General features: G+C 68.2%; 24 protein-coding genes. 6 read left to right on the plus strand and 18 right to left on the minus strand.

The genetic code is table 11. The annotated features are described in order from the left end of the window. The first annotated feature begins 43 nt into the window (after nt 1–43). Both AB7E83_RS06765 and AB7E83_RS06770 read left to right on the plus strand, forming a co-directional pair. Nucleotides 44–1168, plus strand: a complete 1125-nt coding sequence (locus tag AB7E83_RS06765) for an ABC transporter substrate-binding protein (RefSeq protein ID WP_428566881.1) — start codon at nt 44–46, stop codon at nt 1166–1168. Between the two features lie 35 nt (nt 1169–1203). Beyond that, entirely contained in the window at nt 1204–2367 is a 1164-nt protein-coding gene (locus AB7E83_RS06770; protein ID WP_428566884.1) for an acyl-CoA dehydrogenase family protein, read from the plus strand. Between the two features lie 41 nt (nt 2368–2408). On the opposite strand, the gene AB7E83_RS06775 is transcribed toward AB7E83_RS06770, so the two are convergent. Genes AB7E83_RS06775 through AB7E83_RS06825 form a run of 11 tightly spaced genes read right to left on the minus strand, consistent with a single transcriptional unit; the run spans nt 2409 to nt 13411 of the window. Beyond that, a complete protein-coding gene (locus tag AB7E83_RS06775; RefSeq protein WP_428566887.1) occupies nt 2409–3983 on the minus strand; it encodes a class I adenylate-forming enzyme family protein in 1575 nt (524 codons plus the stop codon). Nucleotides 3984–3997: 14 nt separating this feature from the next. Then, the gene (locus tag AB7E83_RS06780) at nt 3998–4750 is read right to left on the minus strand and encodes an SDR family NAD(P)-dependent oxidoreductase (protein ID WP_428566890.1); all 753 of its coding nucleotides are present in this window, start codon (nt 4748–4750) and stop codon (nt 3998–4000) included. Nucleotide 4751: 1 nt separating this feature from the next. Beyond that, nucleotides 4752–5558, minus strand: a complete 807-nt coding sequence (locus AB7E83_RS06785; RefSeq protein ID WP_428566893.1) for an enoyl-CoA hydratase/isomerase family protein — start codon at nt 5556–5558, stop codon at nt 4752–4754. An 11-nt stretch (nt 5559–5569) separates the two neighbouring features. Beyond that, nucleotides 5570–6550, minus strand: coding sequence for a DUF7064 domain-containing protein (locus tag AB7E83_RS06790; RefSeq protein ID WP_428566896.1), 981 nt, complete (start codon nt 6548–6550; stop codon nt 5570–5572). Nucleotides 6551–6568: 18 nt separating this feature from the next. After that, nucleotides 6569–7621, minus strand: a complete 1053-nt coding sequence (locus AB7E83_RS06795) for a phosphotransferase family protein (protein ID WP_428566899.1) — start codon at nt 7619–7621, stop codon at nt 6569–6571. Further along, a complete protein-coding gene (locus AB7E83_RS06800; RefSeq protein ID WP_428566902.1) occupies nt 7618–8010 on the minus strand; it encodes a hypothetical protein in 393 nt (130 codons plus the stop codon). Before AB7E83_RS06800 ends, AB7E83_RS06795 begins: the two co-directional genes overlap by 4 nt. Continuing rightward, nucleotides 8007–8999: an NADPH:quinone oxidoreductase family protein gene (locus AB7E83_RS06805; protein ID WP_428566905.1), complete on the minus strand. Its 993-nt coding sequence runs from the start codon at nt 8997–8999 to the stop codon at nt 8007–8009. Before AB7E83_RS06805 ends, AB7E83_RS06800 begins: the two co-directional genes overlap by 4 nt. 4 nt (nt 9000–9003) lie before the next feature. Beyond that, a complete protein-coding gene (locus AB7E83_RS06810; protein ID WP_428566907.1) occupies nt 9004–9789 on the minus strand; it encodes an NAD(P)H-dependent oxidoreductase in 786 nt (261 codons plus the stop codon). Nucleotides 9790–9811: 22 nt separating this feature from the next. Then, on the minus strand, nt 9812–11413 hold the full coding sequence (locus tag AB7E83_RS06815; protein WP_428566910.1) for an acyl-CoA carboxylase subunit beta: 1602 nt from the start codon (nt 11411–11413) through the stop codon (nt 9812–9814). Nucleotide 11414: 1 nt separating this feature from the next. After that, nucleotides 11415–11915 (minus strand): biotin/lipoyl-containing protein, encoded by a 501-nt coding sequence (locus AB7E83_RS06820; protein ID WP_428566913.1) that lies wholly within the window; start codon nt 11913–11915, stop codon nt 11415–11417. Between the two features lie 2 nt (nt 11916–11917). After that, a complete protein-coding gene (locus AB7E83_RS06825; protein ID WP_428566916.1) occupies nt 11918–13411 on the minus strand; it encodes an acetyl-CoA carboxylase biotin carboxylase subunit in 1494 nt (497 codons plus the stop codon). Between the two features lie 123 nt (nt 13412–13534). Here AB7E83_RS06825 and AB7E83_RS06830 point away from each other — a divergent pair, with 123 nt between their 5' ends. From AB7E83_RS06830 to AB7E83_RS06845, 4 genes are read left to right on the plus strand one after another with little or no spacing between them, the layout of a single operon-like run. Continuing rightward, entirely contained in the window at nt 13535–14317 is a 783-nt protein-coding gene (locus AB7E83_RS06830; protein ID WP_428566919.1) for an enoyl-CoA hydratase/isomerase family protein, read from the plus strand. 17 nt (nt 14318–14334) lie between these two features. Beyond that, a complete protein-coding gene (locus tag AB7E83_RS06835) occupies nt 14335–15696 on the plus strand; it encodes an acyclic terpene utilization AtuA family protein (protein ID WP_428566921.1) in 1362 nt (453 codons plus the stop codon). Nucleotides 15697–15713: 17 nt separating this feature from the next. Next, nucleotides 15714–16091, plus strand: coding sequence for an AtuA-related protein (locus AB7E83_RS06840; RefSeq protein ID WP_428566924.1), 378 nt, complete (start codon nt 15714–15716; stop codon nt 16089–16091). Nucleotides 16092–16096: 5 nt separating this feature from the next. After that, nucleotides 16097–17026, plus strand: a complete 930-nt coding sequence (locus AB7E83_RS06845) for a phosphate acyltransferase (protein ID WP_428566927.1) — start codon at nt 16097–16099, stop codon at nt 17024–17026. Here AB7E83_RS06845 and AB7E83_RS06850 read toward each other — a convergent pair. From AB7E83_RS06850 to AB7E83_RS06880, 7 genes are all read right to left on the minus strand, one after another. Then, nucleotides 16963–17694 carry a FadR/GntR family transcriptional regulator gene (locus AB7E83_RS06850; RefSeq protein WP_428566929.1) on the minus strand — a complete coding sequence of 244 codons (732 nt, stop codon included), beginning with the start codon at nt 17692–17694 and terminating at the stop codon, nt 16963–16965. The genes AB7E83_RS06845 and AB7E83_RS06850 overlap by 64 nt on opposite strands. Before the next feature lie 87 nt (nt 17695–17781). After that, the gene (locus tag AB7E83_RS06855; protein WP_428566932.1) at nt 17782–18414 is read right to left on the minus strand and encodes a TetR/AcrR family transcriptional regulator; all 633 of its coding nucleotides are present in this window, start codon (nt 18412–18414) and stop codon (nt 17782–17784) included. Between the two features lie 3 nt (nt 18415–18417). Further along, complete coding sequence (locus tag AB7E83_RS06860; RefSeq protein ID WP_428566934.1) at nt 18418–19602, minus strand: dihydrolipoamide acetyltransferase family protein; 1185 nt, start codon at nt 19600–19602, stop codon at nt 18418–18420. A gap of 3 nt (nt 19603–19605) precedes the next feature. Next, entirely contained in the window at nt 19606–20391 is a 786-nt protein-coding gene (locus AB7E83_RS06865) for an enoyl-CoA hydratase/isomerase family protein (protein ID WP_428566937.1), read from the minus strand. Continuing rightward, the gene (locus tag AB7E83_RS06870; RefSeq protein WP_428566940.1) at nt 20384–21388 is read right to left on the minus strand and encodes an alpha-ketoacid dehydrogenase subunit beta; all 1005 of its coding nucleotides are present in this window, start codon (nt 21386–21388) and stop codon (nt 20384–20386) included. The genes AB7E83_RS06865 and AB7E83_RS06870 overlap by 8 nt, the downstream gene beginning before the upstream one ends. After that, entirely contained in the window at nt 21385–22314 is a 930-nt protein-coding gene (locus AB7E83_RS06875) for a thiamine pyrophosphate-dependent dehydrogenase E1 component subunit alpha (RefSeq protein ID WP_428566943.1), read from the minus strand. Before AB7E83_RS06875 ends, AB7E83_RS06870 begins: the two co-directional genes overlap by 4 nt. 102 nt (nt 22315–22416) lie before the next feature. Beyond that, nucleotides 22417–22557, minus strand: a complete 141-nt coding sequence (locus AB7E83_RS06880) for a hypothetical protein (protein WP_428566945.1) — start codon at nt 22555–22557, stop codon at nt 22417–22419. Between the last annotated feature and the right edge of the window lie 29 nt (nt 22558–22586).

Raw genomic sequence — 22586 nt, forward strand, 5'->3', positions numbered from 1 at the left:
GCGCGCGAGCGGCAAGCACTTCAACCCCAGCAAGGAGACATCCGTGAAACTGCAACTCAGACTTCGGCATGCGGCAACGCTGCTCGGCATGGCCGCGGCGGTGTTCGCCACCGGCGCGATCGCCCAGACGACGTTCCGCTTCCCGGTGATCGCCACCAATTCGCCCGGCCCGGCCAAGCCCTTCGGCGACGACATGCTCAAGGGCATCCAGCTTGCCGTCGACCAGGCGAACGCGGCGCGCGAGGTGCCCAACACGACGCTGGCGATCGACGTGTTCTCCACGCCCGCGACGGCCGACCCGCAAGCCGTGCAGGCCATGAACACCGTGGCGCAGAGCAACGCGCCGGTGGTGCTGTTCGGCACGTCGTCGGCCACGGCCCTCGCCGTCGCGCCCATCGCGCAGCGTGCGGGGCTCCCCTTCGTGGCCACGCAGTCCGGGGCCGACGGTCTCATGGGCCTGGGCGACCGCATCTTCCGCACGACCGCGCCGCAGTTCACCTACCAGGGCATGCTGAGCCAGTACTTCAAGTCCAAGGGCGTGAAGAAGCTCGCGATCATCTACAACGCGGACAACCCCACGCTGACGGCGGTGTCGACGCAGACCTTCCCCGCGGCCGCGAAGACCGACGGCTACGAGATCGTGCGCACCATCAGCTTCTCGGGCACCGAGACCAACTTCCAGCCGATCGTGCGCCAGGCGCTGGCGTCGAATCCGGACGCGATCCTGTACCTCTCGTTCGGCCCGCAGAACGCCTCGATGGTCAACGAGATCCGGCTCGCCAATTTCAAGGGCATCGTGGCCTCGCAGCCCGCCGGCGGCGTCGACATCCTCATCGGCCTGGGCGCCAAGGCGGACGGCATCGTCTACGCGGCCGATTTCAGCCCGGCCGCGCCCGCGTCGCAGGCCTTCGTGAACGCCTACCAGGCGAAATACAACGCCGTTCCCAACAGCTTCGCCGCCACGGGTTACGACGGTGCACGCCTCATCATCGAGGCGCTCAAGGTCGCCAAGACCCGCGACCGCGCCGGCATGACCGAGGCGCTGAACGCGACGGCGAACGCCGGCTACAACGGCGCCGGCTCGCCGATCAAGTTCGACAAGCGCGACGCGCGCGTCTCCGCCACCGTCGTCGAATGGCGCGGCGGCAAAGAGAACCTCGCGAAGTAAACGCGCATCCGCAACGCGCAGGAGGAAGAAGGCCCATGGAGTTTTCCCTGACCCCGGAGCAGCAGGCATTCTCCGCGGACCTTCGCCGCTGGGTGGACGCCGAGATCCCCAAGGACTACATGCGCGCCGTGGAGGCGCGCGAGGACGAGTACCCGTACGAGCTGTTCGACAAGCTCGGCGCCGCCGGCTTCCACGGCATGGCGGTGCCGAAGGAGTACGGCGGCCAGGGCGGCAACCTCGCCACGCAGCTGCTGCTGGCGCGCGGGCTCTCGCGGTCGATGGCCGGGATGATCTGGATCTGGGGCTCGACGTCCTTCGCCGGCGCGAACTCGGTGGGTCTCTACGGAACCAAGAAGCAGAAGGAAGACATCCTGCCGCGCATCGCGGCAGGCAAGCTGCGCGTGACCATCGGGTTCACCGAGCCGGACGGCGGCACCGACGTCCTCGGCGCGCTGAAGACGAAGGCGCGCAAGGTCGACGGCGGCTGGATCATCAACGGCAAGAAGGCGTGGTGCTCCTCGGTCCACGCGTCGCACTACGTGCTGCTGCTCGTGCGCACCGACGAGAACGCGGGCAAGAAGAGCAAGGGCGTGACGCTCTTCCTCATGCCGACCGATGCGACGGGCATCACGATCGAGCCGCTGGAGGCGCTGGGCATGCGCGGCCTCGGCACCTTCGACATGACGCTGAAGGACGTCTTCGTGCCCGACGACCTCGTGCTCGGCACCCCGGGCGATGCCTGGAAGATGCTGCTGCCCACGCTCGCCAACGAACGCACGATGCTCATGGGGACCTGCCTCGGCATCATGGACGGCGTGATGGAGGATGCGCTGGCGTACATGAAGGAACGCACCGCCTTCGGCAAGAAGATCGGCGAGTTCCAGGCGCTGCAGCACTACATCTCGGACATCGCGATGTCGCGCTACCAGACCGAGCTCGTCGCGCACCACTGCGCGTGGCTGGGCGACACCGGGCAGGACGTGTTCATGCCGGTGACGATGGGCAAGGTGATCGCCTCCGAACATGCGGTGCGCGCGGCCGACCTGGGCATCCAGATCCTGGGCGGCCAGGGCTACTCCGCGCGGCGCGACATGCAGCGCTACTGGCGCGACGCGCGTCTCATGCGCTTCAGCCCGATCTCCAACGAGATGGCGCGCAACCTGATCGCGGAGAACCACGGGCTGCCGCGCTCGTTCTGACGCGGCGCGTCATCCCCGCCCTCGCGGGGATGCGTGGCCAACTATGCCCCCAGCGTGGCGCGTGCCTGCTCGATGAGCGGCTGCTTCTGGATCTTCGCGCTGCCCGTCATCTGGAACTCGGGCACGAAGACCACGTGGCGCGGCACCTTGAAGCTCGCGAGTTTTTCCGCGCACCAGGCGATGAGGTCCTTCTCCGTCACCGACATCTCCGGGCGCAGTTGCACGAACGCCACGGGCACCTCCTTGAGCCGGGGATGCGCGAGCGGCACCAGGGCGCTGCGCAGCACGGCGGGATGCTTGTTGATCAGCGCTTCGACTTCCACCGCGGCGACGTTCTCGCCCCCGACCCGCAGCACGTCCTTGAGCCGTCCCTGGTAGATCAGCTCACCCGTCGCCGTGCGCCTGCCGTAGTCTCCGGTGTTGAACCATCCGCCCGGCAGCATCGCCTTCGCGGTCTGCTCGGGCTGGTTGAAATAGCCGCTCGTGACGCACCAGCCCTTCACGAGGATGAGGCCCGACGCGCCGGGCGCGAGGTCCTCGTGCGTCTCCGAATCCACGACGCGCACCTCGACGCCTTCGATCGCCTGGCCGCAGGTGTCGCGGCGCTTGTCGAACGGATCGCTCCAGTGCGAAATGCACACGACCGAGGAGCACTCGCTCATCGCGTACACGTTCATCATGCCGGGGAAGGCGGCGAACACCGCTTCGTTGTAGATCGTCCAGCCGGTGCGCAGCGCGCTCAGGTCGCGGCGCGCATACGACTCGTGCGCGAGCATGTCGACGAACATCGTGTCGACCCCGCACATGTGCGTGCACTTCTCGCGCTCCAGGATGTCGAGCGCGTCTTCCGCGCGGAAGTAGTCGATGAAGCACAGCGTCGCGCCGCACGCCAGCGCCGTGAGCAGCGACGCCACGCTGCCGCCGATGTGAAAAAAGGGCATCGGGCTGAAGAAGCGGCCCTCGCCGTCGAGCCCGAGCCGTGCGCTCATGGCCGTGCCGCTGCGCAGCATCTGGTCGTGGCGCAGCTCCACGCCCTTCGGGAAGGCCGTGGTGCCCGAGGTGTACTGGATCATCAGCAGGTCGTTCGGCTCCACCCTCGCGCGCGCCGCGTCGAGGTCCGCCTTCGCCACGCCCGACGCGGATTCGACGAACGCCTCCCACGCGATCTGCCTGGCCGCCGCGCCCAGCGCGGGCGTGCCGCCGAGCGTGACCACGAGCGGCGTCTTCGCCTCGGCCAGCGCTTCGCTCAGGATGGGCGCCTGGTCACGGCCGTCGTGCCGCACCGTGGCGAGCAGCATCGACGACCCGGATTGCGTGAGGACGTACGCAAGCTCCTGCGCCTTGTAGCGGAAGTTCACGGGCACGATCACCGCGCCGATCTTGCCGAGGCCGAGGAAGATCGCGGCCCACTCGACGCTGTTGACCATGAAGGTCGCGACGCGGTCGCCGCGCTTCACGCCGTTGGCGAGAAATGCGGCGGCAAGGCGCGAACTCCATTCGTCCAGCGCCGCCCAGGTGATGCGTTCTCCCTTGTAGACGAGCGCTTCGGCCGTCGGGCGCTCGGACACGTTGCGGGCGAGCGCCCGGTCGAGGGTGAGGGGTTGCCACTGCTGCATGCTTGTCTCCTGGTTCAGGCGGCCTGCCATCCGCCGTCGACGGCGAGTACATGGCCGGAAATATAGGACGAGGCGTCGGAGGCGAGAAATACCGCGCTGGCCGCGACGTCCTGCGGCTGTCCGAGGCGGCCGAGCGGCGCGCGCTGCACGATGCGCCTGACGAGTCGTTCGTCCGAGAGTTCGGCGGCCGTGAGTTCGGTCTTGACGAAGCCGGCGGCGATCGCATTCACGCGGATTCCGTTCGCGCCCCATTCGGCGGCAAGACCGCGCGTGAGGCCGGCAAGCCCCGCCTTGCTGGCGGAATAGGGCGCGAGCCACGGCATGCCGACCTGGCCGGTGACGGAAGAGAGGAAGACGATGCGCCCGGTCCTCCGGGTCACCATGTGCCGGGCGGCCGCTTGCGACCAGAAGAACGCGGCCTTGAGGTTGATGCCGACGACGTGGTCCCAGTCTTCGGGAGTGACTTCGAGTGCGGCGCGCGTGACGGAGACGCCCGCGCCGAACACGAGCGCGTCGAGCCTTCCGAAGTGCTTCAGCGAGGCGTTGACGGCCCCCGAGGCCGCGTCCGGTGCGGCAACGTCCGAAGCGAGTGCGAGCGCTTCGCTGCCCGCATCGCGAACGAGCGCGGCCGTCTCCTCCAGTTGCGACCGCGTCCGCGCGACGAGCACGAGCCTCGCACCCTCGGCTGCGAGCGCGACCGCGATGGACCGGCCGAGCCCGCGTCCCGCGCCCGTGACGATGACGACCTGGTCGGCGAGTTGCGGCATGTCAGGACGCACGCCGCGCGCGCTTCGCGAAGAAGCCCGCGATCTTTTCGGCGAAGACGGGATCGAGGAAGCGGTCGGCCTGGCAGGCCACTTCCTGCGCGACGGTCTCCGACAAGGAAGAATGACGCGCGTTTCGCAGCAGGCGCTTGCTGTGCGCCACGACGTCGGGCGGCACCGCGGCGATGACGCTCGCGCGCTTCGTCGCCGCGGCCAGCGCTTCCTCGCGCGTCGGCAGCACCTTCGTGAAAAGGCCGAGCCGCAGTCCTTCCGCCGCATCGATCGGCTCGCCCGCGAGCATCAGCTCGTACGCGCGACCGACACCGACCAGCGACGGGACGATGAAGTGGCTGCCCATGTCCGGCACCAGACCGATGTGCATGAAGTTGAAATGAACGACGGTGTTCTCGGCCGCGTAGCGCAGGTCGCAGATGAGCCCCTGCGGCACGCCGCCGCCCACGACCGGGCCGTGCATCACGGCGAGTGTCGGCATCGGCAGCGCGTCCCACGCGAGCGCCCACTGGTGAAAACGCGCGATGAAGGCGTGGACCGCGTGGCGCGGCTGGCCCAGCATCTCGCGGAACATCTCGAGGTCGCCGCCGCAGCAGTAGTTGTCGCCTTCGCCGCACACGACGACCGCGCGCCACCGGGCCGGATAGCCGGCCGCGAGTTCGTCGACGATGGCGAGCGCCTCGTCCATCATCAGCCGATTGAAGGCGTTCTTCACCTCGGGACGCGCGAAGGTGACGAGCGCGACGCCGTCGGCGACGGTCTCGAACTTCATGTGCCGCAAGGCGGATGGCGCAGACATGGTGCTCTTCCTCAGGACCTGGAGGCGACGCGTTCCCCGAACTCGATGTTGCCGTAGGCTACGTCGCCGTTGGGCAGCGTATATCGTACGAGCGCGCGGTCGTTCCAGCACGTCACCGCCACGCCGTCCTTCTTCTTGTCGAAGAGCACCGGCATGATCTGCATCACCTCGCCCTCGACGCGATAGGTGCGGCCGTTCGCGGTCGCGACTTCGAAGGTCACGGACCGCGGCACCGGCTTGCCCGGCGCGGGTTCGGTCCGAACCGCTTCCTTGTAGCCGACGACCTCCATCCACGCGTCGCCGTCCTTCACGTAGCCGTCGACCATCGTGAGGTCGGGGTCGGCCTCCGTGTACCAGAGCATGAGGTCGAAGCCCTCGCGCACGAGCGAGACGAAGCGCCACATGCGCGGATACGTCCAGTCCCGCGTGCCCCACGACCGGTCCCGGCCGCCCACGGCATCGATCTCGTAGGTGGCGTCGCCGATCGTCATGCTGCCGGTCGTGCGACCGATCTGGTCGAGGTGACCCGAGAACAGGGGCTTCCAGTGCGGAAGGTCCTTGTACGTGTAGGCCGGCGAAATGCTGGTGACCATCAGGTCGAACTTGACGCGGACGCGCTGCATCTCCGCCTGCCCCTCGGGCAGCATGCAGCGGATGTCGAGGCGGGGCTGCAGTTTCGTCGGGATGCCGAGCTCGCCGTCGAATGTGGTGCGCCAGCGCTTCAGAGGCTCCACGCACTCGTAGCGCAGGCCGCCGACCACGCATTCTTCGGTGTGCTCGGTGAAGTGATCGAGCCCGATGCCCGCCAGCGTGTGCAGGCCCCAGGCGCCGAGCGCGTAGCCCGAATGGCCCTTGAACGGGCGCTTGCCCGCCGAATGCCACATGCCGAGGCCGAGCTTCGGATCGTAGAAGTCGAAGTAGTAGCTCTCGCGCCAGCCAGGATTCGGCTCCGGCACGTGGATCAAGTCGTCGCTGACCTGGGACAGGGGCATGATTCGGTGTCTCCTCGTTCAGGCGCCCGCGTGGCGCGCGGCCGGCATCGTCAGAAGGTTCAGGATGTCTTCGTGCAGCACGGGCTCCGAGAAGCGCGCCCACGCATTGCGGGCGCTGGTCAGCGTTCCCGCCTCGAAGTCGGACACGCCCTTGGACACCACGAGCAGCAGGCTCAGGGTCGCGAGGACGCGCCAGAAGTGGAAGTCCGCCTCGCCGATGCGACGACCCGTGCGGCCCTGATATTCGGCGAGCAGCCGATCCTGCGGCAGCACGCCGGCCACGAGTTCGGCGCCCGGGGTGAAGAACTTGCCGCCGAGGTAGGGAATGCTCATGTAGGCGAGGTCGAAGAGCGGCTCGCTGATGCGCGTTACCTCCCAATCGACGATGCCGGTCACGCGCTCGCCGTCGATCAGCAGGTTGCGCATGTGGAAGTCGCCATGCACGAGCGCGAGCGTTCCCGACGCCGGCCGATGCCGCTCGAGCCAGTGAAAGGCAAGGGCGACCACGGGCTCATGCTCGACGCGGGCGAGCTGCGCGAGGCGGCGGCACCGATCGATTTCGTACTGCGCCGTCGCGCGGCCCAATTCCGCGGAAGGAAGGAAGGGGAGGTGTTCGACAGGTGTCGAATGCACTGCCGCCAGCGCATCGACGATCGCGGCGCCCAGGCCGGAGTCGCGCTGCGCATGACTTCGCAAGGTCTCGCGCTGCGCCGCGTCAGACATGTCGAAACTGCGACCCGGCAGGAGTTGCGCGACCATGAACGGGCCGCCGAGGATGCTGGCGTCGTCGCTCGCCCACAGGGGCCGGGCCACGGGCAAGCCCGCCGCGGACAGCACGCGCAGAACCTGCACGTCGCGGGCCATGCTGGAGTCGGCGATCACGCCGCCTGCCTTCTCGACCTGCACGACGACGCGCTGAAGCGCGGCATCGGGCGCACGGCGAATCGCCGCGAGGTAGGTCTGGCGCGACCAGCCGGCGACGAGTTCGCGAAACTCCGTCACCGCGAGATCGGCGCGTTCGTCCTGCCGTGCCAGGAACGCTTCGAGCTTTCGGGCGAGGTCGTCGGTCATGGGGCCTTGCGCGACGCCTGCATCCCGCGCCGGTACATGTCGAGCTCCGACCGATTGCATGTCCGAAGGTAATCGACGAGTGCGCTGAAGACCGCATCCGCCTTGTCGGACGCGATGTCGGGCGACTCGATTGCCCTCAGGATCGCGGGAACGTCCGTGGGGAGGTCCAGGCCAAAGCCCTTCAGCTCCGCCTGCAGCACGCCGGCGGCTTCCGTGCACACCCTTGCATGCTCGGCGCCGAACTCGAGTTCGGCCGAGAGATGGCGCAGCGTGCTCGCGATGCTGAGCATCTCGTTGCGGACGGCCGAGGGCGCCTCCGGCAGCTCGGCCAGGGTCGCGCGGACCTGCCGCGCCATCGCGCGCGCGAGCTGCGGAGGTGGCACTCTCATGTCGATGACCTTCCCGCGGGAATCAGCACGGTCTTGCCCTTGCCTTGGCGCGCCACGAGATGCGCGAGCGCGCGACCTGCCTGCTCGAGCGGCAGTCGCGCCTCGATGTGCGGCGTGAGCTTGCGCTCGCGAAACCACGTCATCAGTTCTTCCACCAGGGCCGCGCCACGCGCGGGTTCCTTCTGCAGAAACGCGCCCCACGATACGCCGATGATGCTGAAGCCCTTGAGCAAAGGAAGATTCAGCGCGGCTTTCGTGATGTCGCCCGAGGCGAAACCGATCACCAGGAATCGGCCGTTCCACGCCATGCCGCGCATCGCGCGCTCGGCGAGCTCGCCGCCGACGGGGTCGAAGATCACGTCGACGCCACGTCCGTCGGTCAGGTCGGACATGCGTGCGCGCAAGTCGTCGTCGACGTAGTTGATAACCGCATCCGCGCCGTGCGCGATGCACAGGTCGAGCTTCTCGCGCGTCGATGCGGCGGCGATGACGCGCGCGCCCATCAGTTTTCCGAGCGCGATGGCCGCGAGTCCGCTGCCGCCCGCCGCGCCGAGCACGAGCAGCGTCTCGGCTTCGGCGAGGCGCGCGCGCTCGCGCAGTGCGTAGTGCGCCGTGCCGAAGGAGATCGCGAAGGCCGCGCCCTGCGCGAAGTCGATGCCATCGGGCAGCTTCAGCAAGCGGTCCTGCGGCACGAGCAGCTCTTCCGCATAGCCGCCGTAGAGCGGAAGCGCGATCACGCGCTCGCCGACGCGGAAGCGGTCCACGCGCGGCCCGGCCGCCGTGACGACACCGGCGACTTCCCCACCCGGCGAGAACGGCAGCGGCGGCTTCAACTGGTATTTGCCGGCGATCACGAGCGCGTCAGGCAGGTTGACGCCGCATGCATGCACGGCCACGACCACGTCCGAATCGCCCGGCACAGGCGAGGCGACATCTTCGACCGCCAGGGTGTCGGGCGACCCGAATGCCTTGCACAGCACCGCTTTCATCGGGTCATCCCTCGCCCGTGCGCACCAGATGCGCGGCGAAGCCGGTTTCGCCTTCGGCCACGCCCTCGCGTAGTTGGCCGGCCTCGTCGTAGTCGCCGCCGTTCTCGAAGCGATAGGGAATCGGCGCTTCGTCGCCCGCCGCGAGCAGGCGGGCGACGTAACGGTCGCGCAGCTGCACGAATTCCTGCGGCGTCGTGCGCACCGTGCGAAAGGCGACGAAGGGTGAGAGCGGCTGGATGCCCGTGTAGTGGAAGATGCCGTGGTTGATGGGAAACAGGATCTCGTCGATGGCCCCGTTGATCCCGCGCGGCGAGAACTGCGCTTCGCGGCCCCCGGTGGTGACGGCGACGATGCCCCGCCGTCCGGCGAGCGTGCCTTCGCCGTAACGCAACCACTGGCGCGTTCCCTCCTTCGGCACGCCGATGGCGAAGCCGTTGACGAGCACGCGGTCGAACCAGCCCTTCAGGATCGCGGGCGGCCCGAACCACCACAGCGGAAACTGGAGCACCACCACCTCGGACCACAGCAGGTTCTCGATCTCGCGCGCCACCTCGGGCTGCAACTGCCCGGCCTTGTACGCCTGCTCGCTCTCGCGGTGATACACGAGGCGCGATCCGGCGTCCCGCATCGGAAAGTCCCAGGCGTCGGCGACGGCCTTGAATGCCATCGCGTAAAGGTCGGACACGCGGACTTCATGCCCCGCCTGCTCCAGCGCCTGCACGGCCGCATCCTTCAGCGAACCGTTCAGCGACCGCGGCTCGGGGTGGGCGTAGACGATGAAGTAGCGCATGCGGCAGGTTCGCGACGCGTCGTCAGATCCGCAGGATGCCGCCCGGCGCACGCACGATCGGCGCGTTCAGGGACGCGGACAGGGCCATGCCCAGCGCATTGCGCGTGTCGAGCATGTCGATGAGCCCATCGTCGCGCAGTTCCGAGGTGAGGTGATACGGGCCGGACGTGCGTTCGAAGTATTCGCCGACGTTCGCGACGATCTCCTTGATTTCTTCCGGCGTCGGATCGCGGCCGCGCTCGCGCCGAATGCTCGCCACGCGCACTTCGGTGAGCGTCGTCACGGCCTGCTCGGGACCCATGATCGCCGAGCGCGAGTTGGGCCAGGTGAACAGGAAGCGCGGGCGCCACGCCCGCCCCGTCATCGCATAGTTGCCCGCGCCCTGCGATGCGTTCACGAACACCGAGAACTTCGGCACCGTCACGTTGGCCTGGACCATCAGCATCCGCGCGCCGGCCTTGGTGATGCCGCCGCGCTCGTACTCGATGCCGACCATGAAGCCGGTGACGTTGTGCAGGAACACGAGCGGAATGCCGTCGCGATCGCACAGTTGCATGAACTGCGTGGCCTTGTTCGCAGCTTCGGTGAACAGCACGCCGTTGTTGCCCAGGATGCCGACCTTCATGCCGAGGATGAACGCCCAGCCCGTGACCAGCGTCTCGCCGTAGCTCGGCTTGAACTCGGTGAAGCGGCTGCCGTCGACGATGCGCGCGATGACCTCGCGCATGTCGAACTGCCGTTTGGTGTCGCGCGGGACGATGCCGTAGAGCTCCTGCGGGTCGTAGTACGGCGCCTCGGGCGTGCGACGGTCGGTGTCCGTCTTGGGCGTGCGGCTCCAGGTGCCGACGAGTTCGCGCACGAGCGCGAGGCCTTCGGGTTCGTTCTCCACGGCGTAGTCGGCGACGCCCGACACGGCCGTCTGCATCTGCGCGCCGCCGAGCTCTTCGGCCGACACGTCCTGCCCCGTGGCGGCCTTCACCAGCGGCGGCCCCGCGAGGAAGATGAACCCGGTGTTGCGCACGATGATCGAGATGTCGCACAGCGTGGGCAGGTAGGCGCCGCCCGCCGTGCAGGGACCGAGCACCAGGGCGATCTGCTGGATGCCCAGCGCGCTCATGCGGCACTGGTAGTAGTAGACCGAGCCGCCCAGCGCATAGATCTCGTCCTGCAGCGGCAGGTAGGCGCCGCCGGAGTCGATGAGGTGGACCATCGGCAGATTGTTCTCGATGGCGATCTCGAAGGCGCGAATGAGCTTCTTGATCGTGAGCGGGTACCAGGAGCCGCCCTTGATCGTGCTGTCGCCGGCGGTGACGACGACCTCGCGGCCGTTGATGACGCCGATGCCGGTGACGATCACCGCGCCCGGCGTCGTGCCGTCGTAGGCCTCGCAGGCGGCGAGCGGCGAGAGTTCGAGGAAGGGCGTGCCCGGGTCGAGCAGCAGCTCGAGGCGCGCGCGCACGGTGAGCTTCTTGCGCTCGGCCAGCAGGTCGAAGGCGCGCTGCGGGCGCTTGAAACGCGCCTCGTTCAGGCGCTCGCGCAGCTGCGCGGCGAGCGTCTGGTTGTGCGCGCGGTTTTCGCGGAAGGCATCCGAAGTGGTGATGACGTGCGAGTGAAGGCGTTGCATGTCATTCCTCCGTGGCAAGGGGAACGAGGGTCACGAGCGGCGCCTTCTGCGCGAAGGTCTCGCCGACGCGCACGTTGACCTGGTCGACGATGCCGGCGCGGGTCGCGCAAATCTCCGTCTGCATCTTCATACTTTCGATGATGACCAGCGGCTGGCCGTCGGCGACCGAATCGCCGGGCTTGACCATCACGGCGATCGCAGAGCCCGGCATCGGCGCACGGGCCACGTCGGACTGTTCGCCCGCGCCGAGCGCCCGCTCGACGGGATCGACCACCTCCAGCCGCCAAGTGCGCCCGAAGGCGTGGATGAGCACTTCTTCCCTGCGCGTGACGAGCGTGATCCTGGCCGAGAGGCCGTCGACTTCCACGGTGGCGCCATCGCCCGAGGGCGTGAGCGAGGCGGCATGCGCCTTCGCGTCGCGCCAGACGCGCGACAAGCTCGCGCCGCGCGTCACGTTGACCTTCGCGGCCGTGCCGCCGTTGATCGAGACGTTTCTGTGCATGCTCAGTTGCTCCAGGCGCCCAGGCCGTCGAGCGGCACGGGCGTGGCGAAGTGGAAATCGAAATCGGGATGGGCGAGCGCGGCGGCGATCATGAGCAGCTTCTCCTGGTCGGGCGTCGGCGGCAGCGGTGCGAGCGACTCCTTGTGCAGCGCGAGGAAGCCCGTGTGGATGCGGCCCGCGCCGAACTCCGGATGGCCCACCACGCGGCGCAGGAAATCGATGTTGGTGATCGGCCCGAGGATCACCGTCTCTTCGAGGGCGCGGCACATGCGCGCGACGGCCTCGTCGCGCGTCGCGCCATGGGCGACGAGCTTGGCGATCATCGGATCGAAGGCGGCGCCGATCTCCAGCCCCTCGCGCACGCCGTGGTCGACGCGGATGCCGTCGCCGTGCGGAAAGCGGACCTTCAGAAGCCTGCCGGTGGCGGGAATGAAGCCGGCATCCGCATCCTCGGCGTAGATGCGCACTTCGATCGCGTGGCCTTTGAAAGCGACGTCCTTCTGCGTGAACGGCAGCTTGCCGCCGGCCGCCACGGCGAGCTGCTGCTCGACGATGTCGATGCCCGTGGTCATCTCCGTCACCGGGTGCTCGACCTGCAGCCGCGTGTTCATTTCCAGGAAGTAGAAGTTGCGGTGCCTGTCGACGACCATCTCGACCGTGCCTGCCGAGGTGTAGCCCACCGCACGCGCAAGCGCGCAGGCCTGCTCGCCCATCACGGCGCGCGTCTCCGCGTCGATGAACGGGGAGGGCGCTTCCTCGACCACCTTCTGGTAGCGGCGCTGGATCGAACATTCGCGCTCGCCGAGATGCACGACATTGCCGAAGCCGTCGGCGAGCACCTGCACTTCGATGTGACGGGGCTCCTCCACGTATTTCTCGACGAAGACGCGGCCGTCGCCGAAGGCGGCCTTCGCCTCGGCGCTCGCGCGGGCGAGCCCGTCGCGGCACTCCTGCGCGTTGTGCGCGATGCGCATGCCCTTGCCGCCGCCGCCCGCGCTCGCCTTCAGCAGCACGGGGTAGCCGATCCTGTCGGCGATGGCCACGGCCTCATCGCCGGATTCGAGCGCGTCCGCGGAACCGGGCACGGTGGGCACGCCGGCCTTCACGGCCAGCACCTTGGATTCGATCTTGTCGCCCATGGCGCGGATGGCCGACGGAGGCGGACCCACGAACACCAGGCCTGCTTCGATCACGGCTTCGGCGAAGTGCGCCTTCTCGGAGAGGAAACCGAAGCCGGGGTGGACCGCCTGCGCTCCGGTCTTCCTGGCGGCCTCGACGATCTGCGCCGCGTCGAGGTAGGCGGCCACCGGCGGCTCGCCGTGGATCTGCACCGCTTCGTCCGCATCGCGCACGGCGGGCGTGTCCCGGTCCGCCTCATGGAAGACGACGACGCTGGCGATGCCCAGCCGCCGCAGGGTCCGGACGATGCGCGACGCGATCTCTCCGCGGTTGGCGATCAGGACCTTCGAGAAGTGCTTCGCGGGTGGACTCGACATGGGGTCTCCAGGACTGTGGACGAATGGTACGTTCAAAATCGAATTCGTCAAATGGTTTGACGTTTAATTTCGCTTGGCCTAGACTGCGCCGCAACGAAACACCGAGTCGGGAAGAGGCAGACGATGAATGAAAGCGTGATCTACGAAGTCGCCGACGGCGTGGCGCACATCCGGCTGAACCAGGCCGAGAAGCGCAATCCGCTCGACGAAACCGCGACCCGCGAGCTCACGCAGTGCCTGCTGAAGGCGCAGGCCGATCCGAAGGTCCACGTGATGCTGCTCACGGCCGCCGGCAGTGCCTTCAGCGCGGGCGGCGACCTGCGCGAGTTCCAGCAGAAGCTGACCCAGCCGTCGCTGCAGGTGTACGACGAAGGCAAGTCGTCGGCCGAGCTCTTCAAGGTGCTGGGCGTTCTCAACAAGCCGCTGATCGGCGCGGTGAATGGCGCGGCCTTCGGCGGCGGCTGCGGCCTTGCCTGCGCCTGCCACATCGTCGTCGCGTCGGACAAGGCGAAGTTCGGCTGCACCGAGGTGAAGCTGGGCCTGTTCCCGATGGTCATCCTCCCCATGGTGCGCCGCGTGGTCGGCGACCGCATGGCGATGCACATGAGCGTGACGGCGACCGTGCTGTCGGCCGAGGAGGCGCAGCGCGCGGGCATCGTGAGCCGCATGGTCGCGCACGACCGCCTGGAAGACGAGGCGAAAGCGCTCGCGAAGCAGATCGCTTCGTACAGCCCGGTGGCGCTGCGCGTCGGGCTCGAGGGCTTCGCGCAGACGACCGACATGGAATACGGCAAGGCGGTGGATTACCTCAACACCCTGCGCGTCGTCGCATTCCAGACGGAAGACCTGCAGGAGGGCGCAAGCGCGTTTCTCGCGCGGCGCGAGCCGGCCTGGAAGGGCCGCTGAACACGGAAGGAACACACATGAAATCGATCCGGATCGGCGCCGCGCAGGCGTTCTACGGCGACAAGCTCAAACCCGCCGTCGACATGGCCCGCAACGGCAAGGTCGACTACCTCTGCTTCGACTGCCTCGCGGAACTCACGCTCGCGATCCTGCAGAAGGACCGGCAGAAGAACCCCGCGCTGGGGTACACCCGCGACGTCATCCCGGTGATGAAGGCGCTGCTGCCCATCTGCCTGCCGCAGGGCATCAAGATGATCACCAACGCGGGCGGCATCCATCCCGAAGCGGCGGCCGAGGCCATCGCGAAGGTGGCGCAGGAGCTCGGGCTGAAGCTGAAGATCGCGACGGTGGTCGGCGACGACGTGTTGCCGAGGATCGATGCGTTCAAGACGCAGGGTCACGTGACGACGATGGATGGTTCGGCCGGCGATCCGCTCGCCGGCCTGCCGGCGATGACCTTCGCCAATGTGTATCTCGGCGCGCGTCCGATCTTCGAGGCGCTGCAGCAGGGCGCGGACCTCGTGCTGACCGGCCGCACGACGGACACGGCGCAGTACCTCGCCGCGGCGGCGCACGGCCTCGGCTGGAGCCTCGACGATCTCGACAAGGCGGCGCAGGGCGTGATCGCGGGGCACCTGCTCGAATGCACCGCGCAGGCCACCGGCGGCAACTTCAGCGGCGCGTGGTGGGACGTCGAGGGGCTGGAGAACCTCGGCTATCCCGTCGCGGACGTGTACGAGGACGGCAGCTTCGTCGTCGGCAAGACGCCGGGGTCCGGCGGGCTGGTGTCGGTGGACACGCTCAAGGAGCAGCTCCTCTACGAGATCCACGATCCGTCGAACTTCATTTCCCCCGACGTCATCATCGACATGACCAGCATTCGCCTCGAAGCGGCGGGGCCGAACCAGGTCAGGGTGACCGGCGCGAAAGGTCGCGCGGGTCCGCCGACGCTGAAGGTCGTGGGCGGCTACCCTGCCGGCTTCGTCGGCGAAGGGCGCGTGGTCTACACCTGGCCCGACGCCTTGCCGAAGGCGAAGAAGGCCGAGACGCTGCTGCGCAAGGCGCTCGAGGACGACGGTATCAAGATTCAGGAATTCCGCGCCGAATACTTCGGGGTGAACGCGATCCACGAAGGCAATGCGAAGACCGCCAGCGGCGAGTTGCCCGAGGTCGTGCTGCGCGTCGCGGTGCGTACGGCGACGGAGCGCGAGGCGCAGCGCGTGGGGCGCGTGTTTCCGCCGCTCGGCATCGCGGGGCCGCCGCACCTGACGGGGCTCTCGGGCATCACCGGCGCGCGCGAGCTGATGGGCGTCGCGTCCTTCCTCGTGCCGCGCGAGCAGATCGAGCCGCATGTGCAGGTGCGCATGCAGGCGCTTTGAATTCGGGGGACACAGCGATGCCTACACAAACCGTGCAACTCCGCCGCTTCTGCATGGCCCGCTCGGGCGACAAGGGCGACGCCGTCGACATCAGCCTCTTCGCGCCCGACGAGGCGACCTTTCGCGTGCTGCGCGAGGCGGTGACCGCGGAGCGCGTCAACGCCTTCTTCGCCGACATGGCGAAGGGACCGACCCGGCGCTACGAACTGCCCAACCTGAACGCGCTGAAGTTCGTCGTCCAGGGCGCGCTGGGCGGTGGCGCCGCCGGGTCGCTGCGCAGCGACAACCTCGGCAAGGCCTATGGCGCGAACCTGCTGCACATGACGGTGGAGATGCCGGAGGAATTGCTCGCGCAGTGCCCCGACATGCGCCATCCCGACTCGCGCGGAGCCTGAAGGCCGTGGGTTCGATCCGGTCGCTGCCGGATTTGCTGGCGGCGATCGAACCCTCGGGGCCGCCGGTGAATGTCGCCTGCGCGGCTGCCGACGACGAGAACCTGCTGCTGAGCCTGCGCGAAGCGATGGCGCGCGGACTCGTCCATCCGGTGCTGATCGGTCCGCGCGAGCGCGTGCGCGAGATGGCGGTCGCGGCGGGCCTCGACATCGAGCGCGTGGACTTCGTCGATGCCGACGGCGAGTCGCCGGCCTGCGAGCAGGCCATCGCGCTGTGTCGCGACGGCGCGGCGCAGGCGATCATGAAGGGCGCGGTACCCACGTCGACGCTGCTCAAGGCCGCGTTGCGCGCGGACTCCGGCATGCGGGGCGATCGGTCGTTCACGCACGTGACCGCTTTCCGCCCCAAGGGAATGCGACGCCTCCTGCTCCTCGCGGATGCGGGCGTGCAGATCGCACCGGGCGCGGACGACCTCGAGCAGATCGTGCGCCACACCGTGCGCGTGGCCGGCCTGTTGGGCCATCGGCGCCCGCGTGTCGCGCTCCTGTCGGCCGCGGAGTTCGTCAACCCGAAGATGCCGTCGAGCGTGATGGCGGACGTGCTGGTGAAGCGGTTCGCGAACGATCCTTGCGCCATCGTCGGCGGGCCCTACGCGCTCGACGTCGCCGTCTCGCCCGAGTCGGCGCGCCGCAAGCGCGTGGGAGACGAGGTCGCCGGGCGTGCCGATATTCTCATCACGCCCGGCATCGACGCGGGCAACGTGCTCTACAAATCGCTGACCTGTTTCGGGGGCCTGGATCTCGCCTCCATCATCGTCGGTGCATCGGTGCCCCTGATCATTCCGTCGCGAGGCGACTCCGAGCGCACCAAGCTCTATTCGATCGCGCTGGCCTTGCTCGCGGCGCGGGCCGAGGCGGCCTCCACCGACGTGCGATAGGCCTCGACGAGCCGCGCCATGCGGCGTCGCGCAGCCTCGGTGTCGCCTTCGACGATCGCGAGTTCGATGCGCTCGACGGCATGCACGACCGAGGCGCGGATCTCCGGGGAAATGAAGCCGGCGATGCGCGGGTTCAACAGCTCGGGGCCGAACGAGTCATGGATGGCGATCAGCAGGGGGTTGTGGCTTGCCTTCGCCATCTCGCTGTGCCACTTGACGTTGGCATTGACGAAGCGCCCGGGGGTGCTCGTTTCGCGCAGCTTCTTGCTGGCGGCGCGCAGCCGTTCGATGTCGGCGTCGTCGCGGTTCTTGGCGGCGAGCTGCGCGAGGTTGGGCTCCAGCACTTCGACCGTCTCCATCATCACGGCGAGCGAAATGCGCTGGCCGCGAATGAAGAAGTCGATGGAGCGGCGAAACGTCTCGTCGGCCGCGGGCGAGGCCACGCGGCCGCCGTTGCGCCCGAGCTTGGTGGAAACGAGCCCTTGGGCTTCGAGTACGCGCAGCGCTTCGCGCACCGAACCCCGGCTCAGGCCCGACACCTCCCCGAGATCGCGTTCGTTGGGCAGGAGTTCGCCCGCCTTGATCTTGCCGGTCAGGATCTGCTCGGCCAATGCCTCGGCGAGCGACTCGAAGCCCTTTTGAATACGGATGGGGCCGAGCTGGGCCAATTGGAAGACTCCTGGAAAAATCGATTTCCGTGAGCTTATTCTAGTGCGCGCCGGCCCGTGGAATGGACAAATGGTTTGACGGCAAACTCAGCCGCGGAAGACTCCCTCGGAAAGGAGTTGCCGGTAGAGGCGCACGGCCTTTTCGACCTCCACCGGTCGTGGCGGATTCGCGTCGAGGTACAGCTGCGAGACGTAGTTGCGGATGCCGGTCAGGAAGTGCGCGGCCAGCTGGAGGTCGTCGTCCTCCAGCTTCAGGTGACCCTTGCGGCGATGCGCGCGCAACGACGCCTCGAAGTCGCGAAGCGTCGCGTCGAAGTTGCGCGCATAGGCCGACGGCGCGTACACCCGGGCTTCCGAGAACACGCGATAGAACTCGGGATTGCGCGAAAGGTATTCGAGGTAGGCGCGAAAGCTCGCCACTTCGCGCTCGAGGCCCCACGGCAGATGTTCGATGCAGCTCACCACGTAGGCCACCATCTGCTCGCCGAGGGTTGGCAGCAGCTCGTCGAGCAGCGCGCGGCGATTGTCGAAGTGGTAGTAGAGGCCGCCCGCGGCGATGCCCGCTTCGTCGGCGATGCGCGACGACGAAGCCTTCTCGTAGCCAACCCGGCCGACGACCTTCGCGGCCGCGAGGATCAGGCGCTCGCGCGTGACCTCGGACTTCCTGCGCGGCGCGCCTTCTTCGACAGACGGCGACTTTCTTCCCGCTGCACGAGGCATGGCCTACCCGCCTGCCCGCACGAGCGACGCCGGCTGCTGCAGGACCGCTTTCAGCGCGTTCAGGAAGCGAAGCGCCGACACGCCGGTATGCACGCGATGATCGGCCGACAGCATGATGCTGAACTCGCGTCGCAATTCGGGGCGGCCCTGTGCGTCCGGGCGGAAGCACGACTGCATGCTGCCCACGCCGAGGATGGCGCTCTGGCCCGGCACGATGATCGAGATCATGTGGCGGACGTCGTGCATGCCGGCGTTGGACAGGGCGATCGCTGCGCCTCCATGATCCGAGGGGCGAAGCGCTGCGTCCTGCGCGCGCGCGATCGCGGCGTCGACCGTTTCCGCAATCGCGGCGAGGGACTTCGCGCCGAGATCGCGGACCACCGGACTCACGAGGCCGTGCGGCGTGTCGATGGCGAGGCCCACGTCGAGCGTCGGCAACCGGACCAGCGCATCGTCGAGCCACACGCGATTCATCGACGGTTCGCGGCGCAGCGCCTCGGCGACTGCAGCCATGAGCAGATGGGTCACCGAAATGCGTGCCTGGCCGGGCCGTTCGTTGAGCGACCGGCGCAGCGTCGTCAGCGCACCGGCATCGACGTCGATGCCGAGATAGAAGTGCGGGATCTCGCGCTTGGAGGCGCTGACGCGGCTCGCCATCGTGCGGTGGCTGATCGTGGGAGTCTCGCGCGTCCCCGTCGAGGAATCCGCCAGCGAGGCGCCCATCCCGGCCTGCGCGGTCGATGCGTCGCGCGCCTTCACGGCCGCCTCCACGTCCGCGGCGACGACGCGGCCGCGCGGACCCGTTGCCGTCACTTCCGCGAGCGCGATGCCCTTGGCATTCGCATGCCGGCGCGCCAGCGGGGTGGCGACGATTCGACCCGCATCGGGCGCGGGCGCGTCGGCCTCCTGCTCCCTGCGCTCCGCATCGCTCACCGCGACGTGGCCTTCGAGCGTCCACTTCCCGATTTCCGTCCCGACCGGAACGACCTCGTCCAGCGGCACCAGGACCTCGTGCAGCACGCCGTCGGCCGGCGCCTCGATCTCCACGGCGGTCTTCTCGCTTTCGACGACGAACAGGGTCTGCCCCGCCGCGAAGCGCGCACCGGGCGCCACGCTCCATTCGACGACGGCTCCCTCGGTCATGGTGAGACCGAGCTTCGGCATGACGAGCCTGCGTTCGCTGGACATCGCTCAGCGGCCCTTGAACTGCGCGGGGCGCTTCTCGAGAAACGCCCGGCATCCCTCGTGCATGTCCTCGCTCTCGAACACGAGGCCGATCAGGCTGTGCTCGTAGGCCAGCCCGGCGCTCAGCGACATGTCGCCGCCGTTCAGCACCGCGCGCTTCATCAGCTTCAACGCGAGCGGCGACTTGGTCGCCATCTTCTCGGCGAAGGCCAGCGCCTCGTCCATGACGCTTGCCTTGGGGACCACGCGGTTTGCGATGCCGAGCGTCACGGCTTCCTGCGCGTTGATCCATTCGCCGGTGAACATCAGCTCCTTCGCCTTGCACAGCGGGATCTGTCGCAAGAGCCGTTGCGTGCCGCCCGCGCCCGGCATCATGCCGAGATTGATCTCCGGCAAGCCCAGGCGCACATGGTCTCCGAGGATGCGGATGTCCATGCACAGCATGATCTCCACGCCGCCGCCGAGCGCGAGTCCGTTGACCGCGGCGATGGTCACCTTGTCGTAGGTCTCGAACCGGCGGAACACGCGCTGGATGATCTCCGCCATGTCGTTGTAGTGGTCGATGCCGCGTCTGGACTCCAGGTCGCCGATGTCGCCGCCTGCGATGAACGCTTTTTCGCCCGCGCCGGTCAGGATCACGGCGCGGACTTCGGGATCGACCGCGAATTCGTCGAGTGCCTTCTCGACGCGCAGCAACTGCTCGCGCCCCCACGCGTTGTGGACGTCGGGCCGGTTGATGGTGATGACGCCGGCGGCGCCTCGGCGCTCGACGAGCACCCATTCGTCATTCATTGGTGGCTTCTCCTTGTCCCATGAGTTCGCGAACGGCGCGGACCACGTCCTTCGCACCGGGCATGAATGCGCCCTCCAGCCCGGTGCCGAAAGGCGAGGGCATGAAAGGCGCGCCGACGCGCAGCACGGGCGCATCGAGTTCGTCGAAGCCTTCGTGCGCGATGGTCGCGGCGATTTCCGCGCCGATGCCGAAAGACATCACGGCCTCGTGCGCGATCGCCACGCGATGCGTGCGCGCGACCGACGCGAGCACCGTCTGCTTGTCCCACGGCTGCAGGCTGCGGAGGTCCACGACTTCGATGTCGATGCCTTGGGCGGCCAGCGTCTGCGCGGCTTCCATCGCGCGATGCACCATGGCGCCATAGGTGATGACACTCGCATCGCGGCCTTCGCGCGCGATCCTCGCCTTGCCGATCGGCACGGGCGCGATGGGCGCGGCGAACGGTCCCTTCACCGCATAGAGCGCCTTGTTCTCGACGACGACCACCGGATTCGGATCGTCGATGGCCGCGCGCAGCAAGCCGTAGGCGTCGGCCGGGGTCGCGGGGCACACCACCTTCAGGCCGGGGACGTGCGCGAGCCATGCTTCGAGACATTGCGAATGCTGCGGCCCCGCACTTTGTCCGCCGCCGTGCGGCGTGCGCAGCACCATCGGCACCCGCGCCTGCCCGCCGAACATGAAGTGCGCCTTCGCCGCCTGGTTCACGAGCTGGTCCATGGCCAGCGTGACGAAGTCCATGAACATGATTTCGACGACCGGCTTGAGCCCGCTCAGCGCGGCGCCGACGGCGGCGCCCGTGATGGCCGCCTCCGAGATCGGCGTGTCGATCACGCGCTCGCCGAAGCGCTCCTGCAGGCCGCGCGTCACGTTGAAGGGCCCGCCCGCGAGGCCGATGTCCTCGCCCATGAGGACCACCGTGGGATCGGCCTCCATCGCGTCGGCCAGTGCCTGGTTCAACGCGCGCACCATGCGCAATTCCGTGGGGTTCCCGCTCATGCGTAGACCCCCTTCACGGCTTCGTCGAACGCCGGTGCGGTGCCGGCTTCGGCGGCCGCGGCCGCTGCGTCGACCTGCGCTTTCACGCGCGCCTCCACGCTCGCGATGTCGACGTCCATCGCATGCAGCCGCGTTCGCGCCGCCACGAGCGGATCGATCGCGCCTTCGCGGTCCGCGACGCCCTTGCGGTAGGCCTGCGGATCACCCTCGTAATGCCCCTTCACGCGCAGCGTCACGCATTCGAGCGCGGCGGGTCCCTGCCCCCCACGCAGCCGGTCGACCAGATCGACCGCCGCGGCATGAACCGCCTCGACATCGTTTCCATCGACCCGGCGGAATTCGATGCCGAAGGTCGCGGCAAGCTTCTCGAACGTCCCGACGTACTGCGAACTCGTGGGCGAGAACTCGGACCAGCCGTTGTTCTCGCAGACGAACAGCACGGGGAGGCGCTTCAGGGCCGCGAGGTTCAGCGATTCATGCAGCACGCCTTCGGCAAGCGCGCCGTCGCCGAAGAAGACGCCTGCCACGTTGCCATTGCCCAGCCTCGCATGCGCCAGCGCGCTGCCGACCGCGATGGGGATGCCGCCGCCCACGATGCCGTTGGCCCCCAGCATGCCCACCGAGAAATCAGCGACGTGCAGCGAGCCGCCGCGTCCCCGACACGGCCCTTCGACATTCCCGCCGATTTCGTGGAACAGCCCCTCCGGCGTCATCCCCTTGGCGATGCCGTGCCCGTGCCCGCGATGGGTCGAGGCGATGGTGTCCGTCGGGCGCAACGCGGCCGCGACGCCCACGGCGACCGCCTCCTGCCCGATGCTCAGGTGGATGAAGCCGGGAATTTTCCCGTCATTGAACCGCTGCGCGAGACGCATCTCGCATTCGCGGACCCGGAGCATGCGCTCGTACAAGTCGATCAGGGGGACCATGACCGGGAATGTAGGCCGTCCTGATTTTTGAGTCAAGATTCAAATTTGGACGACAAAAAAAGCCACGCGTCATCGGCGTGGCCTTTCCCGGCGGAACGAAGTTCAGGCCATGTAGATCGCAATGAACGCCAGCAAGAACATCAGCACGCCGCCCGCCACGGGCAGGACGATGGGGACCGCGTGGATGATCGACTCCATCGGGTCTTGCGGGTGTTCGGTGGGGGAAGGGTGCTGCTCGGCCATGATGTCCTCGTATCCTGCGACTCCCGCCA

Origin of the sequence: Ramlibacter sp. (assembly GCF_050250995.1) — a bacterium.
In the GTDB taxonomy this organism is placed as follows: Bacteria; Pseudomonadota; Gammaproteobacteria; order Burkholderiales; family Burkholderiaceae_C; genus Ramlibacter.

What these genes read in the sequence shown, in the direction of transcription:
- AB7E83_RS06770 (WP_428566884.1), top strand. Translation starts at nt 1,204, where the DNA reads ATGGAGTTTTCCCTGACCCCGGAGCAGCAGGCATTCTCCGCGGACCTT.
- AB7E83_RS06775 (WP_428566887.1), bottom strand. Translation starts at nt 3,983, where the DNA reads ATGCAGCAGTGGCAACCCCTCACCCTCGACCGGGCGCTCGCCCGCAAC.
- AB7E83_RS06780 (WP_428566890.1), bottom strand. Translation starts at nt 4,750, where the DNA reads ATGCCGCAACTCGCCGACCAGGTCGTCATCGTCACGGGCGCGGGACGC.
- AB7E83_RS06785 (WP_428566893.1), bottom strand. Translation starts at nt 5,558, where the DNA reads ATGTCTGCGCCATCCGCCTTGCGGCACATGAAGTTCGAGACCGTCGCC.
- AB7E83_RS06790 (WP_428566896.1), bottom strand. Translation starts at nt 6,550, where the DNA reads ATGCCCCTGTCCCAGGTCAGCGACGACTTGATCCACGTGCCGGAGCCG.
- AB7E83_RS06795 (WP_428566899.1), bottom strand. Translation starts at nt 7,621, where the DNA reads ATGACCGACGACCTCGCCCGAAAGCTCGAAGCGTTCCTGGCACGGCAG.
- AB7E83_RS06800 (WP_428566902.1), bottom strand. Translation starts at nt 8,010, where the DNA reads ATGAGAGTGCCACCTCCGCAGCTCGCGCGCGCGATGGCGCGGCAGGTC.
- AB7E83_RS06805 (WP_428566905.1), bottom strand. Translation starts at nt 8,999, where the DNA reads ATGAAAGCGGTGCTGTGCAAGGCATTCGGGTCGCCCGACACCCTGGCG.
- AB7E83_RS06810 (WP_428566907.1), bottom strand. Translation starts at nt 9,789, where the DNA reads ATGCGCTACTTCATCGTCTACGCCCACCCCGAGCCGCGGTCGCTGAAC.
- AB7E83_RS06815 (WP_428566910.1), bottom strand. Translation starts at nt 11,413, where the DNA reads ATGCAACGCCTTCACTCGCACGTCATCACCACTTCGGATGCCTTCCGC.
- AB7E83_RS06820 (WP_428566913.1), bottom strand. Translation starts at nt 11,915, where the DNA reads ATGCACAGAAACGTCTCGATCAACGGCGGCACGGCCGCGAAGGTCAAC.
- AB7E83_RS06825 (WP_428566916.1), bottom strand. Translation starts at nt 13,411, where the DNA reads ATGTCGAGTCCACCCGCGAAGCACTTCTCGAAGGTCCTGATCGCCAAC.
- AB7E83_RS06830 (WP_428566919.1), top strand. Translation starts at nt 13,535, where the DNA reads ATGAATGAAAGCGTGATCTACGAAGTCGCCGACGGCGTGGCGCACATC.
- AB7E83_RS06835 (WP_428566921.1), top strand. Translation starts at nt 14,335, where the DNA reads ATGAAATCGATCCGGATCGGCGCCGCGCAGGCGTTCTACGGCGACAAG.
- AB7E83_RS06840 (WP_428566924.1), top strand. Translation starts at nt 15,714, where the DNA reads ATGCCTACACAAACCGTGCAACTCCGCCGCTTCTGCATGGCCCGCTCG.
- AB7E83_RS06855 (WP_428566932.1), bottom strand. Translation starts at nt 18,414, where the DNA reads ATGCCTCGTGCAGCGGGAAGAAAGTCGCCGTCTGTCGAAGAAGGCGCG.
- AB7E83_RS06860 (WP_428566934.1), bottom strand. Translation starts at nt 19,602, where the DNA reads ATGTCCAGCGAACGCAGGCTCGTCATGCCGAAGCTCGGTCTCACCATG.
- AB7E83_RS06865 (WP_428566937.1), bottom strand. Translation starts at nt 20,391, where the DNA reads ATGAATGACGAATGGGTGCTCGTCGAGCGCCGAGGCGCCGCCGGCGTC.
- AB7E83_RS06870 (WP_428566940.1), bottom strand. Translation starts at nt 21,388, where the DNA reads ATGAGCGGGAACCCCACGGAATTGCGCATGGTGCGCGCGTTGAACCAG.
- AB7E83_RS06875 (WP_428566943.1), bottom strand. Translation starts at nt 22,314, where the DNA reads ATGGTCCCCCTGATCGACTTGTACGAGCGCATGCTCCGGGTCCGCGAA.
- AB7E83_RS06880 (WP_428566945.1), bottom strand. Translation starts at nt 22,557, where the DNA reads ATGGCCGAGCAGCACCCTTCCCCCACCGAACACCCGCAAGACCCGATG.